The organism is Lysinibacillus sp. NPDC093688 (assembly GCF_050280145.1).
In the GTDB taxonomy this organism is placed as follows: domain Bacteria; phylum Bacillota; class Bacilli; order Bacillales_A; family Planococcaceae; genus Lysinibacillus; species Lysinibacillus xylanilyticus_B.
On sequence record NZ_JBNNUX010000041.1, the window covers coordinates 19,452 to 36,489 of the forward strand.

Genomic DNA, 17,038 nt, shown 5'->3' on the forward strand with positions numbered 1-17,038 from the left:
CTTATCTCTCTAGGATAATGGTCAGCTTTTTATTATAGAAAAACAAAATCGTCAAGGGGATCTTAGTGAATGTTGGCGCTACTGCTGCGCTTACGCATAGAAAACCCTTGTTACAGTCGCGACGTTAGCACTACGCTTACGTACAGAAAACCTTCGTTGCAGACGCGACGTTAGCGCTGCGCTCGTGCACGGAAAACCCTTGTACAGTCGCGATGTTAGCATTACACTTACCCGCAAAAATATCTGTTGCTGTCGCTTCGCTTTCGCGCAATGAAAAAATTTTGCAGACCCACGTTAGCACTACACTTACGTACAGAAAATATTTGTTGCAGACGCTACGTTAGCACTACGCGTACTCACAAAAAATATCTGATGCTGCTCCTTCGCTTTCGTACAGATACATTGCTGAAGTTTCGTTTTACCATTATTAACTTTGGATGACATGCCAAAAGATGCATGGTAATTGAAATTTTGAATGGACTGTAGATGGAGCAACTTCTTAGGTATCGATTTTGCAAATAAGCATGTGGAGCTAGCCGGTAGGAGGTAGGAGGTTAAAAGAATCACATTCTGTGAAAACGTCTTTATGATAAAAAACCTTTTGGCTCATTGACGTAATAATGAAGGTTGGATTATTATTATTTCTTGTTAAAATTTTTTATAAATTATTTATAAAAATTTGTTTTTGTGGTTAATCTAATATAAGTTGATTGAAGTTAAAAATTCTACATGCTAAATGTATTTAAAGCACAATTACTTGGTTTTAAGTCCTTTTTGAAAAATATTGTTGGGTGTGAAATCCTTTTTCTTCAGTTTTTGCATAGATTGCTTCATAAAAAACCATACTAAAGTTGAAAAAAATTTTTATTGTAGCGAAAGCGAGGATTATGAATGAAGGCAACAGGAATTGTTCGTCGTATTGATGATTTAGGGCGTGTGGTTATTCCAAAAGAAATTCGTAGGACGCTACGTATTCGCGAGGGTGACCCGCTAGAAATTTATACAGACCGTGAAGGCGAAGTCATTTTAAAGAAATATTCTCCAATTAATGATTTAGGGGAATTTGCAAGGGAATATGTAGAAACATTATATGAAACGTTAGGTACTCCAGCATTTGTAACCGACCGTGATGAAGTAATTGCTGTCGCGGGTATCGGTAAGAAAGAGTATATTAATCGTCGTATTACATCCTTTGCGGAAACTTTTATGGAAGAGCGTTCAACTAAAATAGAGAAAATGGAAACGACTATTGAGATTGTTCCTGGACAATATGAGCAAGTGAAGTCTTATTGTGCAACACCTATTATGGTAAATGGTGATCCAATAGGTTGTATTATCGTTTTGTCTAAGGTACATTTTGTCGGTGAGGTTGAAGTGAAAGTTGCAGAAACAGCTGCTAACTTTTTAGCTAAACAAATGAATAGTTGATGTGAATTGAAAGTTATTGCGCTGACCTTTTTAGGCTGAACAATAACTTTTTTTTTCGTACATAGTTTTATGGTAATGCTATCGAGCGCGTCAAACTTTTGAGATATGCTATACTATTGGCATTGTTAAAGAAGGAAAGAGGGCAATTTATGTCGGAACGTTTTGGCATGAAAAGCTACATGAAGGGTGCGGCCTTACTTACAATTGCTGCCCTTATTGTGAAGGTTCTTAGTGCAATTTATCGTGTGCCTTTTCAAAACCTTGTTGGTGATGAAGGATTTTATATTTATCAGCAAGTGTATCCAATTATATCCATTTTTGTCGTGTGGACATCTAGTGGATTTGCAGTAGCTATTTCTAAAATGCTTGCAGATAATGATTGTATTTTAGACCCGCTAGAGCGAAATCAGAAACGAAGCGGTATTATGCGTATCGTTTTTCGTTATTTAACAGTACTATCGTTGTTGTTTTTTGTTGTTTTATTTGGTGGAGCTGAAATAATTGCACGGCTCATGGGCGATACTCAGCTTGCTCCTTTAATCCGGACGGGTTCATTTATAGTACTTGTCATGCCCGCTCTTGCTATTTTAAAGGGCAGCTTCCAATCGAGAGGTATTATGGAGCCAATTGCTTACGCACAAGTCCTTGAACAAGCTGTGAGGGTATCTGTCATTTTAGCAGGTACATTTATCATTATGAAGACGACAGAATCACTATATAGTGCTGGACAAATGGCTATAATAGGTACAGTTATTGGTGAAATTGTAGGCTTTATATTCCTTACGTTTATCGTTAAAAAACGTTTCGGTCTATTTAACGATAAGAAACAGCGGCGCCGTATTGAAAGTTCCCCCATTATTAAAGAAGTTACATTGCTAAGTTTAAGTGTAAGCATGAGTGGCTTATTGTTACTTGGCTATCAACTAGTTGATTCCTTTACAATTTATTCACTATTAGTAGAGGGTGGAATGGATCAGAAGGTAGCTAAGGCAACAAAAGGCGTTTATGATCGTGGGCAGCCATTGGTGCAGCTCGGAGTTGTTATTGCTTCTTCACTTTCACTTGCTATTGTACCTCTTGTCGCACATATGTCCAAAAGACAAGGAGGCCGTAGTGCACTTCCGTTTATACAATTAACGTATAGGGCGTCTGTATTATTTGGGTGGGCAGCTTCTTTAGGTTTAATACTCGTCATGCCTTATATTAATGCGATGCTCTTTAAAACAGATGTGCTGTCGGAAGTACTTATGGTATATGTTTTACAAATTGTGCCTTTGTCGATTATTTTGACATTTACAGCTATTCTCCAAGGCTATGGTAAATTAAAAATGCCTGCTTTATTTTTGATTGTAGGTTTTATATTAAAAATAATATTGAATGTGCTGACAATTAGTTTATTTGGTGTATTAGGTGCGGCTATTGCTAACAATGTGGGTCTATTGTTTACTGCTCTCATGCTTGTTTTCTATTTAAAGAAAATGACTGCAATTCAATTAGCGCCAGCCAGTTTTTATAAAAAAGTTGGATTTGCATCACTTAGCATGGCAGCTGTAGTACTAGTTTGGCTACAGTTTATACCATCGTTGTTAAACCAATTTTTATCACCTCGATTTGTTGCAGTGGTAGCAGGTTTAACAGCAGTGAGTTTAGGAGCATTTGTAATGATCACAATAATTACTAAGTTACGAGTGCTAGCCGAAAAAGAGTGGTACTTACTACCGTTTGGGCGCAAGATGGCAGTTTATCAATTATGGTTAAATCGGAAGAAGTAGGTGGATTTATTGAATACTTTAACAGTTATTGGTCTGGGTGCGGGTGATTTTAATCAGCTGCAAATGGGTGTCTATAAAAAAATAAAAGCGGCTAGAAAATTATATGTTCGTACAGTGGATCATCCGGTATTGGAAGAATTATCAGCTGAGGGCTTACAATTTGAAAGCTTTGACACAATCTATGAAAAACATAATTCATTCCAGCCTGTGTATGAAGAAATTGCAGAAAAGCTTGTGGCTGCTACAGCGATTGAAGATGTAATGTACGCTGTACCAGGACATCCGCTTGTTGCGGAGCAGACTGTACAATTGCTGATTGCTGCTGCGGATGCGGGAAAAGTAAAATTAGTCATTGAAGGTGGGCAAAGCTTTTTAGATCCAATATTTGGCGCGTTAAAAATCGACCCGATTGAGGGTTTTCAACTGCTAGATGGTACTAGCTTTTCTATGCATGACATTAACATGCGTCAACATATCTTAATTGCTCAAGTGTATGATACATTCAGTGCATCAGAGGTAAAGCTAACGTTAATGGAGAAATATGATGATGAGTACCCTGTTACGGTTGTTACTGCAGCGGGCTCATCACAGGAAAAATTAGTGACGGTACCGCTATACGAGCTCGACCAAAGTGTTGAGGTGGACAATTTAACAACGGTATATGTGCCACCTGTGAAATCACAAGAGGAGGCTTTACGAGACTGGACAACCTTCCGTCGAATTATTGCTGTTTTACGAGGTCCAAATGGCTGTCCATGGGATCAAAAGCAAACACATGAATCACTGAAAAAATATTTACTAGAAGAAGCACATGAATATTTAGCGGCGGTCGATGCAGAGGATGACTTTGCGATGATCGAGGAGCTTGGAGATGTACTATTGCAAGTATTCCTTCATGCGCAAATCGGAGAAGATCAAGGTTACTTTACATTGGAAGATGTATTAGCTTCAATAAGTGAAAAAATGATTCGTCGACACCCGCATGTATTTGGAGATGTATCTGTAGAGGATGCAGAGGGTGTTGTAGCAAATTGGGAAGTTATAAAAGCGGAAGAAAAGGGTATAAGTGATAAGCCGCTATTGGAAGAAGAATACCGGGCGTCCTCTGCTCTACAAACAGCATATAATTATCAAAAAAGAGCTGCAAAGGTAGGGTTTGATTGGCCTGACGTAGATGGCGCATGGGACAAGTTCGCGGAGGAGTGGCAGGAATTTCGTAATGAGGTGACGAAAGGTACAAGTGCGTCACGTCTTGATGAATTTGGAGATGTCTTGTTCACACTTGTGAATTTAGCACGTTTCTACAAGCTAAATCCAGAAGAGGCTATGTTACATGCCAATGAGAAGTTTACGAGACGCTTTGGTTATGTGGAAGCAAAGGTAAAGGAAAGCGGAAAGCCGTTTTCTAATTATACATTAGAACAATTAGATGCTTTCTGGAATGAAGCGAAGCAGCTAGAAAAGGAGTAAAAATATGCGATTAGATAAATTTTTAAAAGTATCACGTTTAATTAAACGTCGTACATTAGCAAAAGAAGTGGCGGATCAAGGTCGTATTACGATCAATAGTAAGATCGCAAAAGCTAGTAGTGCTGTTAAAGCAGGTGATGAGCTAGCCATTCGTTTTGGACAAAAGATTGTGACAGCACGTGTAGAAGAATTACGTGATACTGTAAAAAAAGAAGATGCCGCAAAAATGTTTACGATTTTGAAGGAAGAGCGTCTTGAAAAAATTGAGCCTGAATTTATTGATGACGAGGACTAAATCAATTATGCCTCAGATAAAAGTGTAGCAACTTTAATAAAGTTGTCATGCTTTTAAGGTTGTCCGCATAAAGTGAACAGAAGCTAGGACGACTAAAGGAGGAAAAAAATGACGCTACATCAAGAAAGTAACCGTTACACAATTCCATCTGGAGAACATATTTTAACGATTCGTAATCGTAAAAGAATGGACATGACTTCTGTAAAATCAATTGAACGCTTTGATCAGGAAGAGTTTTTCATCAAGACGTCCCAAGGGCATTTGTTAATCCGTGGAGAAGAACTGCATATCGTTCATTTAGATGTTGACAAAGGGTTATTGACACTTGAAGGAACTGTAAAAACCTTGCAGTATGACGAGGAGGAAAGTGGCTTCTCGAAAGGTTTCCTTCATAAGTTATTTGGATGATTGTTAGTGAACAATTTGTTCAACTATTAGTCATGGTTTTGAGCGGTATAGCAGTTGGGTTCATTATTGATAGTGTAAGGCTCATTGTTTTTTCAACTCCAAAAAGGTCAAGCCTTCGAAGATGGATGATGGTGTTTGAACTACTTACCTGGATTCTGCTTGGGGGCATGACATACTATTTATTATTTTGGCTAAAAGATGGCGCTTGGCGGGCTTATGACCCGCTAGCGCAAATAGCCGGAATTTTTTTGTATCAAACATTTTTTCAGACTTTTTTACGTTTCATCGCAAGGGTTTTGGTGAATATAACATGGAGACCTTTGTGGTTCATCATACGATTAATAATTGCTACCATTCGACAAATTTTTAATATATTATTAAATATTGGAGCGTTTGTTTTAAGACCTTTTGTCAAAATTTATTCGTATTTGTCCAACACTTTTTTAAAAAAATTTCGATTTATCAAGTATAATAAAAGACAACAATAACTTTCGGAGGTGCGGGCATGACTAAACGTCGTTCATCAAATGATCGCCAACAAAACTATACTAAGCTTGATAATGACTATGTCCGTAACACGGATAAAGCTATAAATCGTAAAATTGAAGCGCGGAAACGGAAAATACGCCGTATTGCCTTTTTTGCGATTGGACCAGTCGTTATTATTGCCGTTCTCTTAAATATACTTTTGAATCAAAATGAAACACTAGCTGCAAAAGAGCAGAAAAAGGTTGAAGCGAAGGCGAATCTTTCTAATTTGAAAGAAGAGCGAGATTCGTTAAATCTTAGAATTAAACAGTTAGAGAATGATGAGTATATCGCAAAGCTATTACGCAAGGAATATTTCCTATCCGAAAAAGGTGAAATAGTTTTCATTATGCCGGATGAAAAAGATAAAAAAGATAAAAAAGGCGATATACCAGAAAACAAAGATAAAAAAGACGAAGTAATGAAGGGTAAAAAAGACGACTGAAAAGCTATGTATTGTTGACACTCATTTTTTGTTATATATAATGAAAAGAGAAACTTATTGTAGTAAAAAGTTTGATTAAATTGATTACATGACTCAAAAGAGTCGCTTAATTTTTAAGGAGGAGCATTTTTTTTATGTCAATTGAAGTAGGCAGCAAGGTACAAGGTAAAGTAACAGGAATCACAAATTTTGGAGCATTCGTTGAGCTGCCAGATGGCAAAACAGGCTTAGTACACATCAGTGAAGTTGCTGACAATTATGTAAAAGATATCAATGAGCATCTAAAAGTTGGAGATGAAGTTGAAGTAAAAGTGATGAATGTTGAAGCGGACGGAAAGATTGGTCTTTCAATCCGTAAAGCAAAGCCTCAAGCAGAGAGACCAGAGCGTCCAGAGCGTCCGGAGCGTTCGGAGCGTTCGGAGCGTCCAGCACGCCCGCGTCGCGATAATCGTTCTAATGATCGTAACGACCGTCATCAACCAAAAGAGAATTTTGAACAAAAAATGGCACGTTTCTTAAAAGATAGTGATGAACGTCTAGCAACACTAAAACGTGCTACAGAGTCAAAACGCGGTGGTCGCGGAGCTAGAAGAGGGTAGTTTGCTGACTGTTTTAATCGTAGAAAAAGTGTATAAATAGAGTTGGGATTAGCTTGTTTTAAGCTAATCCCTTTTTTTATAATTCCTGTATACATTTCGTCTAGCCTTAAGTCATCGTTACTTTTTCATTTCTTTCAGCCGTTTTCGTAGCGAAAGCAAAGCGACAGAAAAGACATTTGTTGGCCTAAAGCCTCTGGCGGGTGTAAGGGTATACGAACTTTCCTACAACGTTGATGTCGGCCTTTTCTTCTTTTTAGGAGCTGGCACGGATTCTTGTTTAGTAGATGTTTCTGAAGACTTTTCGACTGGATTAACAACCATTTTGACAAGTAAAAACACACCGTATACACTAACGGCTAGTCCAGCAAGAAGTAAAAATATTTGTACAGCAAATGGTAAATTAAGAAGAATGGATACGAGAATAATCATAGAGCCACTTCCGCAAATTAAAGCAGCTTTCGTTAATGAATTCAAAGGAAATAAACCTCCTAGATAACACGCTATTTTCATTATTAGTATGCCATATTTTTAAGCGCATCACCATAATATGGGGGGATTTCTGTTTCTACTGGGCGCTTTCCAATGAGCGGCACAACAGATGTATTGGTGCGAAAGCAAAGGGCAACGACAAATGTTTGCTGTGCGAAAGCGAAGCGACAGCAACAAATGTTTTCTGTGCGAAAGCGAAGCGACAGCAACAACAACAACGGGGCATCCGTGCGATAACGGTTAACTGACCTGCGTCGATAAAAATGCCACGTCCCGTGGCATTACCGAAATGACCGACAACGTGTCGGCCTCATGAAGGTCTAAGCACAAAGCCGATTCCGGACGCATTGTTTATCTGTGCCACAGCGGCAAATGTTTTCTGTAGCGAAAGCAAATCGACAGCTACAATTATGCCTAGGTGCAATTGATAAGACTGTTGCACTGTTAAGCTACAAAAAAACAGGCGTCTCAGAAATAATTCTGAGACGCCTGTTTGAGATGACCCCTACGGGATTCGAACCCGTGTTACCGCCGTGAAAGGGCGGTGTCTTAACCACTTGACCAAGGGGCCTACTATGGTGGCGGCCGAGGGGATCGAACCCCCGACCTTACGGGTATGAACCGTACGCTCTAGCCAGCTGAGCTAGGCCGCCATTAATATTATGGAGCGGAAGACGAGGTTCGAACTCGCGACCCCCACCTTGGCAAGGTGGTGTTCTACCACTGAACTACTTCCGCGTATTGTTTTAAACAATTTGTTTTTAACAACAAGTTAAATAATACAAGCCTTTGTTACTAACGTCAAGTAGTTTTTTAAAAAAAATTAATAAAAATATATGGTTTTATTCATTATTTAAAGATTTGCTAACGAAAAGAGGAAGTATTGTCTTTTGGTGGATGATCAACATAACGTGTAGTTGATTTCCGTTCCCACTTGGCGCTTTCCTGGGGGCGTCGGAGCAACAAATGCTTTTTGTGCGAAAGCGAAGCGACAGCAGCAAATGTTCTCTATGCACTGTAGGGGGCATCTGTGAATCTAATCCCTGGGAGTCGCCTAGTCTCCACTCCAATCAACTTTATAATAAATATCATCCGCAATTTTTAATGATGAGCCCTTTTTATGGGAAATTTATCAAACTTTTTGTTCTTAAGTAGAAAAGTATCATCGACACTGCTGACTATAGTAATTATGACGAAAAAAGGGACATCAATCGATGAAAATGAAAGGGTGAAAGGGCATTAGGCCTCTCGTGGCATAGATTTTGTAAAGCATCTTATATAACGACAGCGGAACATAATTGATGAAATTTTCTGTCATTTAAAGCCTACCTCATAAAAAGAAATATTCCTAATCTTGTACAGCTTAATAGGTTATATAGAAATTGTTGCCATTTCTCGTATTTATGCATATCTATTCGTCGAAATGTTTATATTTTTTTCTGCCACCGTCAGACAATCTTTCCATACATAATTTTTTATAATAGCTCCAAAAGTGCAGAAAGGGGATAGTGAAATGACGAGTATTGAATGGTATAACACGGCAAATGTAGACGAACAAAAATTAGGAGTGAAAAAAAGGCAATTGTTAATAGGCTCTTTATTTTTTTTAACATCCTTCTTTTTAGCTCAGTCCGTTGTATTTGAAGCGGCCGTGCCTTTCTCGATTCCTTTTTGGGCAATTATACGAACGAAGTATAAGGCATACGCCAAATATGTTTTGTTTGGTGGTCTGATAGGATGTTTTTTTCTTGGATTTGGACAAGTCTTCATTTTAGCATTGCAAATCGTTATGTATGAATGCATCATGCGCTTCCGTTATTGGCAGCTACCACAAAGTATAGCAGTCTCTTTAGCGGTACTGATTGTGCAAATAATGTGGCAGGGAGTTATGTATCAAGGTTTACCTCCGGTGCTTGTGCAATTTTATGTAGGCTGTGAAGCGGCTTTAGCTCTTATTATGACGCTGTTTATGCAAGTGTTGTTTGTCAATTCTCATGAATGGTTTACGAGTCATTGGACTTATGAGAAGCTAGGCTCTGGTTTAGTTGTATTTGCTGCTATGCTTACAGGGATGCAAGCGGTTGTCATTAGCTATTTTTCACTCCCCATTTTTTTATTACAACTATTCATTTGCTTCGGTGCGTTAGTAGGAAGTGTACCATTAGCGACTGTTATCGGAGCCGTCCTCGGGACTCTCATTGGTGTTGCAAAACTTTCATTTACGGGGATGCTGTCTGTAGCCACCTTAACAGGATTGTGTGCCGGGATGGGGGCTCGTGTTGGAAGATTTGGTGTAGCAATTGGTAGTGTTTTGCCAAGTGTGTTTTTTTTATTTTACGATGCAACATTGCCGTTAGATAGCGTTTATTTTACATCGATTGCTGTTGGGAGTATCGTTTTTCTAACCATCCCGAATAAATATTCTGAAAAGGTGCGGGATAAGTTGTTTCCGCAGCGTGAGGAGGTCTTACTCGCCCGTCAAAATTGGTTAACAGAGCATGTAGCGTTTAAATTAGAGCATTTTCAGCATTTTGTACAATTTATGAAGGAGCTTGTGTTTGAGCGCTTTATGACCGCCCCGATAGAAGAGGCAAAGGAAGTGTCGCCGATGAATACTTGCTTAAGCTGTTTCCGCTATGATCGCTGTTGGGGAGCGCAAAATAACGGAATGGACAAGCTAATGACAGACTGGTTTCATATGAAAGGCGTTGGAAAGGATTCTGGGATTCATCGTGTCGAAGAACAAATACGTTATAAATGTGTGAAATCAACAAAAATTTTCGAAGAATTGGAAACAGAGCTGTACAGAGAGCGTATTAATGGTCAGTATTTTCATGGTAAGAAAATGATTGCGCTTCAGTTACGTGATATGAGCAATCATCTAAATCAGTTAATAGCGGAGATGAAAGAAGAGACTATTTCATTCGCTAGTGTGGAAAAGGACATTACTCAACAATTAAAAGATGCACATATTGAATGCTTTCAACTAGATGTGCTTAGTAATAAGCCTGGAGCGCGAAAAATTGTTTGCGCTTTAGCACCAGCGCAGGTCGATTGGGAGGAAGACACAACATTAGCTGAACGGATGATATTGCCGATTTTATATGATATTTTTGAAGAACCGTTTGAAATTGAAAAAGTAGTAGCATGTGATATACCATTTCGCCATATTCAGGTAAGCTTTAGATCAGCTATTAGCTTTGAAGTAGAGTATGATATATATAGCATGTCTAAAGATGCGACGTTATATTCCGGTGATTCCCATGCGTTATTTCAATTACATCCAGGATTATTTGCAATTTTATTATCAGATGGTATGGGGCAGAGTAAAGAAGCACAGCATGAGAGTAGAAAGTTAATACATTTAATGCGAGAATGTTTAAATTACAACATGAACCCAGAGACTGCGATGCACACGTTGCATTATGTCATGTCCTTAAAGCAACAAAACGATATGTATGCAACGCTTGATTTTGCACTTGTCGATTTACAACACGGTGATTTATGGTCGTGGAAGGCTGGGGGAATGTCTACGTACATTTTACGTGGGAAAGAGGTGCTGAAGGTTGAAAGCAATGCAGCTCCTGTAGGTTTTTTATCCATTTCAGCAGTAGAGGCGGAAAAAAGAAAGCTTAAGGCGGGCGATGTGATTTTGATGCACTCTGATGGATTATTTTCAAGTGTTGATGATTGGGACGAGCAGGAAGAGACATTTTTAGCGTATGCCCAGCAGGTTGCGAGCACTACTAAAACCATACAGGAAAAACTAACGACGATTATGCAATCTTTCCAATCTTGCTATGACATTGAAGACGATTGCACTGTATTGATGTTAGAGGTTACACATGTTGTACCTACATGGGCTGTATTTAGACCAGTTCAACACTCTATGAGCAATTCATCATAATAGAGAACGAAAAGGGGAGGAGAAGCGTTTGTCACTTGAATTAAAGGTCAAAAAAATTATCGAAAAAGAGCAATTATTACAGCAAGACGACCATCTTCTCATCGCCGTTTCGGGTGGAGTAGATTCAATGGCTTTACTCCATTATTTTGTTAAAACAAAAGATCAATGGGGAATTACGGTAGAAGCCGTGCATGTTGATCATATGCTAAGAGGTGAAGCATCGGCTGAGGACAGAGTTTTTGTCCAAAAATATTGTGATGAGTATGGTGTACACCTATATGCAAAGGCTATTCCAATACCGGAGATTATGGCTTTAGAAAATGGGAATTCACAGCTTATTTGTCGTAGAGAACGGTATCAATATTTTAAAGAGGTCATGGAAAAAACGAATGCAAGCAAGCTTGTAACTGCACATCATGCGGACGACCAACTGGAGTCAGTATTAATGGCCCTGACAAAAAATGCAACGATAAATGGTATGCAAGGTATACGTTCACAACGTATTTTTGAAGGAAAAACATTAATTCGTCCGTTTTTAACGGTTACAAAGTCCGAAATAAGGGAATATTTATTTAAGCAGGGTTTAGTTCATCGTGAAGACGCTAGCAATTCTAAGGACACCTATGTACGCAATCGTTTTAGACATCATGTGGTGCCTTTGTTGGAGTCAGAAAATCCACGAGTAACAGAGCAGGTAACCCATTTTACAAAACAATTGCAAGAAGACGATGCCTATTTAATGACATTAGCGGAGGATGTATTTTCTAGAATAGTAAAAAGAATTGACGGAAATACATATAGCATGGAAATTAAGGCTCTTCAATTGGTACCACTTGCTTTACAAAGGAGGCTCATTTTAATACTATTAAACTATCTTTACAAAGATTCAAATACGATACAAAGTTATGCTTTATTGACTTCTATTACAAAGCTTTTTGATACGACAGCTGGGTATGCTGAAGTTCACTTGCCAGAAAATTTTATAGCTGTTCGCCGTTACGGAAAATTTACGATTCAGAAGAAAGAGTCATTAGAAGGTCAAGCTTCTCCTGAGAAAATGATTATTTCGACTGCTAATGGGTGGACAACACTGACAAATGGTGAACGTTTATGCGTAGTCGAGTTGCCTGATTTATCGTCTAAAATGCTGACGGATACTGCACAACTTTTTTATTTTAACGCTAGCAAACTCAAACTTCCACTCTATATTAGGGCGCGTAAGGAAGGGGATAGAATGCTGTTAAAAGGAATGGATCGGCCAAAACGCTTATCTCGCCTTTTTATAGATGAAAAGATTCCTTTAAATGAGCGGAATAGCTGGCCGTTACTGATTTCTCAATCTGAAGAGGTCGTAGCGGTAATTGGTGTGCGTATGGGAATGTTGTTTTCAACCTCTCCGCAACCAAACGATGATACAGTGCTCATCGTAGACTAAGGTCTTTGTAAAATTTCACCCCAAATGGTTGAACATTTTTTTATACACACGAGGAGGAATCGATATGTTACAAAATGACATCGAAAAAGTAATGATTACAGAAGAACAATTGCAAGAAAGAATCGCTGATTTAGGCGCACAATTGACAGAGGAATATAAAGATTCATTCCCGTTAGCTGTTGGTGTTTTAAAAGGGGCTATGCCTTTTATGACTGACTTAATGAAACGTTTCGATTCTTTCATTGAGCTAGATTTTATGGATGTTTCTAGCTATGGCAATGCTACAGTTTCATCTGGGGAAGTAAAGATTCTAAAGGATTTAAATACAAGCGTCGAGGGGCGTGACGTATTAATCATCGAGGATATCATTGATAGTGGCTTAACGTTAAGCTATTTAGTAGACTTATTTAAATACCGCAAAGCAAAATCCATCAAAATCGTTACATTGTTAGATAAACCATCAGGTCGTAAAGTAAACTTAGGTGCTGATTATGTTGGTTTTGAAGTACCGGACGGTTTTGTTGTAGGGTATGGTTTAGACTATGCAGAAAAATACCGTAATTTACCGTATATCGGCATTTTAAAACCAGCAGTGTATTCTTTCTAACAAGTAAGAAGTTAACGAAAGAACACCAGCTGTGAAAAGAAGAGCCTCCAGCGAAGGTCATAGATTTTTAGTTTTTTTTACTTCTTTCAGCAATTAATTTCTGTAGCGAAAGCGAAGCGGCAGCTACAAGTGTTTACGTAGCGAAAGCAAAACGTCAGCACGATTGAGTGACCAACATCACGTTGGCTCAAAGCTGATTCCGGGCGCAATTATGCCGAGGCGAAATTGATCATAAATCAAAAAAATCTAGGCACCTTGTTCTGAATGAAGTAACGGAAACAAACGCTGGAACATAGTAAATAAATGCATAAATATGTTTCGATTTCGACAAAAATCGCACGAAACTTTTTTTATGTAGGGCTTTTCGTTGTATGATGAAATCATGATATGTTAAGATTTTACTTATAATTTTTCTGTTTGTAATGAGGAGGCTGGAGATGAATCGAATATTTCGATATACCATATTCTATTTACTGATTTTCTTAGTGATTATCGGTATTTTTGGTACTTTCAATGGTGGAAGTGCACCAACGAAAGAGTTATCTTATCCTGAGTTTCTAAAAGCTCTAGATGATAAAGAAATAACAAGTGCTACAATTCAACCTGATAAATCAGTATACATCGTTGAAGGTACATTGAAGGGGTATGAAAAGGGACAAAGCTTTACTACAAATCTCCCTAGTAATAACCCATCTTTAATGGATCGCATCGATAAGGCTGCTAAAGATACGAATACTAATATTAAATATTTAACAGCGCCAGAGACAAGTGGATGGATTCAGTTCTTTACAGGAATTATTCCTTTCATCATTATCATTTTCTTATTCTTCTTCCTAATGAGTCAATCTCAAGGTGGCGGTAATAAAGTGATGAGCTTTGGTAAAAGTAAAGCTAAACTTTATGACGATCAGAAGAAAAAAGTTCGTTTTACAGATGTAGCGGGTGCTGATGAAGAGAAAGCAGAGCTTGTAGAGGTTGTTGATTTCTTAAAGGACCACCGTAAATTTACTGAAATTGGTGCTCGAATTCCAAAGGGTATCTTACTTGTAGGTCCTCCTGGTACAGGTAAAACATTACTTGCACGAGCAGTAGCAGGTGAGGCAGGCGTACCATTCTTCTCGATTTCAGGTTCTGACTTCGTAGAAATGTTTGTCGGTGTCGGTGCATCACGTGTGCGTGACTTATTCGAAAATGCAAAGAAAAATGCACCTTGTATCATCTTTATCGATGAGATTGATGCAGTAGGTCGTCAACGTGGCGCAGGTCTTGGTGGTGGCCATGACGAGCGTGAACAAACATTAAACCAATTGTTAGTTGAAATGGATGGTTTCGGAGCAAACGAAGGTATTATTATTATCGCTGCAACAAACCGCCCAGATATTTTAGATAAAGCGTTATTACGTCCTGGTCGATTTGACCGTCAAATTACAGTAGGACATCCTGATGTAAAAGGTCGTGAAGCAATTCTAAAAGTACATGCGCGTAACAAGCCTTTATCAGATACAGTGGATTTAGCAGCTGTTGCACAACGTACACCAGGTTTCTCAGGTGCTGACTTAGAGAACTTGTTAAATGAAGCTGCACTTGTAGCGGCTCGTAAAAGCAAACGTACAATTAATATGGCAGATATCGATGAAGCATCTGACCGAGTAATTGCAGGTCCGGCAAAAGCTAGCCGCGTTTACTCAGCAAAAGAGAAGAAACTTGTAGCCTTCCATGAAGCCGGCCACGTAGTTGTTGGTTTGGAGCTAGATGAAGCAGATACAGTACACAAAGTAACGATCGTCCCTCGTGGCCAAGCTGGAGGTTACGCGATTATGTTACCGAAAGAAGAACGTTTCTTCACAACAAAACAAGAACTACTAGACCGTATTGCTGGACTTCTTGGAGGTCGTGTGGCAGAGGAAATCGTACTTGGTGAGGTATCTACTGGGGCGCATAATGACTTCCAAAAGGTAACAAGTATTGCGCGTGCCATGGTCACTGAATATGGTATGAGTGAAAATCTTGGTGCAATGCAGTTTGGTTCAAGTCAGGGTGGGAATGTATTCCTTGGTCGTGATTTTAATTCAGATCAAAATTACTCTGATTCAATTGCTTACGAAATTGATAAGGAAATGCAAAAAATTATCGATTCGCAATATGAGCGTACTAAACGAATCCTAACTGAAAAACGTGGATTACTTGATTTAATTGCTAACACATTAATGAAAAAAGAAACATTGAACGCGCAAGAAATCGAGCATTTACGTGATCACGGTGTCTTACCGGAACCAGAGGTAGAACCGGTTGTAGAAAAAGCTCCTAAAGCTGAAGCTGAAGCTCAACCAGTATTAGATGTAGTTGGTGAACCAGTTGTTAAGAAAGAATTGCTTAACAATGAACCGAATCCAACAACAGCTGATTTACCTAAAGAGGACAGAGGGCCGAATGATACACCAAAAGGTATCGATGAAAAGCGTGATTAATATGGGAAAGACTGTTTACGATTTTAGTAAGCAGTCTTTTTCTTTGCCTTTTTTCTGTAGTAGGTATTACGATAGAACCTATATTACGCAGCTGCGTAATATAGGTTCTTTTTAGAGCCAAAATAGATAGGAGTGTTGAAACATGGGGAACGTAACATTGAATAATAGTTTAGAAATGCCGTTAATCGGCTATGGCGTTTTTCGAGTACCTGAAGGCGATGACTTGGCTGAAGCGGTAAAAACAGCTATTGCAAAAGGTTACCGTAGCATTGATACAGCTCAAGTATATCGAAATGAAGAAAGTGTAGGGCGAGGAATTCGTGCTGCGATTGATAAGGGCTTAGTAACACGTGAAGAACTATTCGTAACATCAAAGGTTTGGAATGATGGACTCTCCTATGAAGAAACACTTGCAGCCTATGATAGTAGCTTAGAGAAATTAGGATTAGATTATTTAGATTTATATTTAGTTCACTGGCCAGGTATAGATACAAATTATGTTGATGTTTATAAAGCGCTTGAAAAAGTCTATCAGGATGGACGTGTACGCTCAATTGGTGTTAGTAATTTCCATGTTCATCATTTAGAAAATTTATTAAAGGAAACATCAGTTGTTCCTGTTATTAATCAAATTGAATTTCATCCGCACTTAACTCAAGAGGAAGTACGTGCATTTTGTAAGGAGAACGGAATACAGGTAGAAGCGTGGTCACCACTAATGAATGGTTCTTTATTGGAGGAATCATTGATACAGCAGCTAGCTTCTAAATATGGCAAAACACCTGCACAAATTGTGTTACGCTATGATGTTCAGCATGGTGTAGTTACTATTCCAAAAACAATGACTCCTGCACGAATGACGGAAAATCTCACGGTCTTTGACTTTGCGTTAACAGAGGAAGAAATGGCTCAGTTAGATGCACTAAATGATGGATTACGTTGCGGACCAGACCCAGAAAAATTTAATTTTAAATAATTTGAAAGGAGCTACCTAATGTGGGGTAGCTCCTTTGACATAATATGGTTGTTTGGCAAAACGAGAGGTTGATTTCCGTTCCAGGCTACTCGCTTTCCTGTGGGCGAGCGTCGAGTCGCTTCCTTCGCTAAAGGAACGAAGGCTAAATGCGTCACGTCCTGTGACAATGCCTTCGTGACCAACATCATGTTGGCCTCAGGGTCTCGTCTGT

Annotated in this window: 14 protein-coding genes and 3 tRNA genes; 13 read left to right on the plus strand and 4 right to left on the minus strand. The window is 38.8% G+C overall.

Features of this window, described 5'->3' with window-relative positions; translation table 11 throughout:
- The first annotated feature begins 891 nt into the window (after window positions 1-891).
- From spoVT to ACQKN2_RS21710, 8 genes are all read left to right on the plus strand, one after another.
- The gene (spoVT, locus tag ACQKN2_RS21675; protein ID WP_079563690.1) at window positions 892-1,428 is read left to right on the plus strand and encodes a stage V sporulation protein T; all 537 of its coding nucleotides are present in this window, start codon (window positions 892-894) and stop codon (window positions 1,426-1,428) included.
- A 149-nt stretch (window positions 1,429-1,577) separates the two neighbouring features.
- Window positions 1,578-3,200: a putative polysaccharide biosynthesis protein gene (locus ACQKN2_RS21680; RefSeq protein ID WP_427416779.1), complete on the plus strand. Its 1,623-nt coding sequence runs from the start codon at window positions 1,578-1,580 to the stop codon at window positions 3,198-3,200.
- 9 nt (window positions 3,201-3,209) lie between these two features.
- Window positions 3,210-4,670 (plus strand): nucleoside triphosphate pyrophosphohydrolase, encoded by a 1,461-nt coding sequence (mazG, locus tag ACQKN2_RS21685; protein WP_427416780.1) that lies wholly within the window; start codon window positions 3,210-3,212, stop codon window positions 4,668-4,670.
- A 4-nt stretch (window positions 4,671-4,674) separates the two neighbouring features.
- Window positions 4,675-4,965 carry an RNA-binding S4 domain-containing protein gene (locus ACQKN2_RS21690; RefSeq protein ID WP_427416781.1) on the plus strand — a complete coding sequence of 97 codons (291 nt, stop codon included), beginning with the start codon at window positions 4,675-4,677 and terminating at the stop codon, window positions 4,963-4,965.
- A 108-nt stretch (window positions 4,966-5,073) separates the two neighbouring features.
- On the plus strand, window positions 5,074-5,373 hold the full coding sequence (yabP, locus tag ACQKN2_RS21695) for a sporulation protein YabP (RefSeq protein WP_004229167.1): 300 nt from the start codon (window positions 5,074-5,076) through the stop codon (window positions 5,371-5,373).
- On the plus strand, window positions 5,370-5,861 hold the full coding sequence (yabQ, locus tag ACQKN2_RS21700; RefSeq protein ID WP_427416782.1) for a spore cortex biosynthesis protein YabQ: 492 nt from the start codon (window positions 5,370-5,372) through the stop codon (window positions 5,859-5,861). Before yabP ends, yabQ begins: the two co-directional genes overlap by 4 nt.
- Before the next feature lie 17 nt (window positions 5,862-5,878).
- The gene (locus tag ACQKN2_RS21705) at window positions 5,879-6,346 is read left to right on the plus strand and encodes an FtsB family cell division protein (RefSeq protein WP_427416783.1); all 468 of its coding nucleotides are present in this window, start codon (window positions 5,879-5,881) and stop codon (window positions 6,344-6,346) included.
- Between the two features lie 134 nt (window positions 6,347-6,480).
- Window positions 6,481-6,945, plus strand: a complete 465-nt coding sequence (locus tag ACQKN2_RS21710) for a S1 domain-containing RNA-binding protein (RefSeq protein ID WP_427416784.1) — start codon at window positions 6,481-6,483, stop codon at window positions 6,943-6,945.
- 222 nt (window positions 6,946-7,167) lie between these two features.
- On the opposite strand, the gene ACQKN2_RS21715 is transcribed toward ACQKN2_RS21710, so the two are convergent.
- The 4 genes from ACQKN2_RS21715 to ACQKN2_RS21730 all read right to left on the minus strand — a co-directional run bounded on the left by ACQKN2_RS21715 (window position 7,168) and on the right by ACQKN2_RS21730 (window position 8,172).
- Window positions 7,168-7,419: a hypothetical protein gene (locus tag ACQKN2_RS21715; RefSeq protein WP_427416785.1), complete on the minus strand. Its 252-nt coding sequence runs from the start codon at window positions 7,417-7,419 to the stop codon at window positions 7,168-7,170.
- Between the two features lie 514 nt (window positions 7,420-7,933).
- Window positions 7,934-8,005: transfer RNA gene (locus tag ACQKN2_RS21720), tRNA-Glu, on the minus strand.
- Window positions 8,006-8,010: 5 nt separating this feature from the next.
- Window positions 8,011-8,087, minus strand: a tRNA-Met gene (locus ACQKN2_RS21725).
- 10 nt (window positions 8,088-8,097) lie between these two features.
- Window positions 8,098-8,172: transfer RNA gene (locus ACQKN2_RS21730), tRNA-Gly, on the minus strand.
- Window positions 8,173-8,947: 775 nt separating this feature from the next.
- Between ACQKN2_RS21730 and ACQKN2_RS21735 the strand changes: the two genes are divergently transcribed.
- The 5 genes from ACQKN2_RS21735 to ACQKN2_RS21755 all read left to right on the plus strand — a co-directional run bounded on the left by ACQKN2_RS21735 (window position 8,948) and on the right by ACQKN2_RS21755 (window position 16,827).
- Window positions 8,948-11,341: a SpoIIE family protein phosphatase gene (locus tag ACQKN2_RS21735; protein WP_427416786.1), complete on the plus strand. Its 2,394-nt coding sequence runs from the start codon at window positions 8,948-8,950 to the stop codon at window positions 11,339-11,341.
- 28 nt (window positions 11,342-11,369) lie between these two features.
- Window positions 11,370-12,776: a tRNA lysidine(34) synthetase TilS gene (gene tilS / locus ACQKN2_RS21740; RefSeq protein ID WP_427416787.1), complete on the plus strand. Its 1,407-nt coding sequence runs from the start codon at window positions 11,370-11,372 to the stop codon at window positions 12,774-12,776.
- Window positions 12,777-12,840: 64 nt separating this feature from the next.
- A complete protein-coding gene (gene hpt, locus ACQKN2_RS21745; protein ID WP_323651203.1) occupies window positions 12,841-13,383 on the plus strand; it encodes a hypoxanthine phosphoribosyltransferase in 543 nt (180 codons plus the stop codon).
- 437 nt (window positions 13,384-13,820) lie between these two features.
- Window positions 13,821-15,851, plus strand: a complete 2,031-nt coding sequence (gene ftsH, locus ACQKN2_RS21750) for an ATP-dependent zinc metalloprotease FtsH (RefSeq protein WP_427416788.1) — start codon at window positions 13,821-13,823, stop codon at window positions 15,849-15,851.
- A 142-nt stretch (window positions 15,852-15,993) separates the two neighbouring features.
- On the plus strand, window positions 15,994-16,827 hold the full coding sequence (locus ACQKN2_RS21755) for an aldo/keto reductase (protein WP_427416789.1): 834 nt from the start codon (window positions 15,994-15,996) through the stop codon (window positions 16,825-16,827).
- The last annotated feature ends 211 nt before the right edge of the window (window positions 16,828-17,038 follow it).

Bases quoted from the DNA above. Each gene is read 5' to 3' on its own strand.
- spoVT (WP_079563690.1), top strand. From the start codon at position 892: ATGAAGGCAACAGGAATTGTTCGTCGTATTGATGATTTAGGGCGTGTG.
- ACQKN2_RS21680 (WP_427416779.1), top strand. From the start codon at position 1,578: ATGTCGGAACGTTTTGGCATGAAAAGCTACATGAAGGGTGCGGCCTTA.
- ACQKN2_RS21690 (WP_427416781.1), top strand. From the start codon at position 4,675: ATGCGATTAGATAAATTTTTAAAAGTATCACGTTTAATTAAACGTCGT.
- yabP (WP_004229167.1), top strand. From the start codon at position 5,074: ATGACGCTACATCAAGAAAGTAACCGTTACACAATTCCATCTGGAGAA.
- yabQ (WP_427416782.1), top strand. From the start codon at position 5,370: ATGATTGTTAGTGAACAATTTGTTCAACTATTAGTCATGGTTTTGAGC.
- ACQKN2_RS21705 (WP_427416783.1), top strand. From the start codon at position 5,879: ATGACTAAACGTCGTTCATCAAATGATCGCCAACAAAACTATACTAAG.
- ACQKN2_RS21710 (WP_427416784.1), top strand. From the start codon at position 6,481: ATGTCAATTGAAGTAGGCAGCAAGGTACAAGGTAAAGTAACAGGAATC.
- ACQKN2_RS21735 (WP_427416786.1), top strand. From the start codon at position 8,948: ATGACGAGTATTGAATGGTATAACACGGCAAATGTAGACGAACAAAAA.
- hpt (WP_323651203.1), top strand. From the start codon at position 12,841: ATGTTACAAAATGACATCGAAAAAGTAATGATTACAGAAGAACAATTG.
- ftsH (WP_427416788.1), top strand. From the start codon at position 13,821: ATGAATCGAATATTTCGATATACCATATTCTATTTACTGATTTTCTTA.
- ACQKN2_RS21755 (WP_427416789.1), top strand. From the start codon at position 15,994: ATGGGGAACGTAACATTGAATAATAGTTTAGAAATGCCGTTAATCGGC.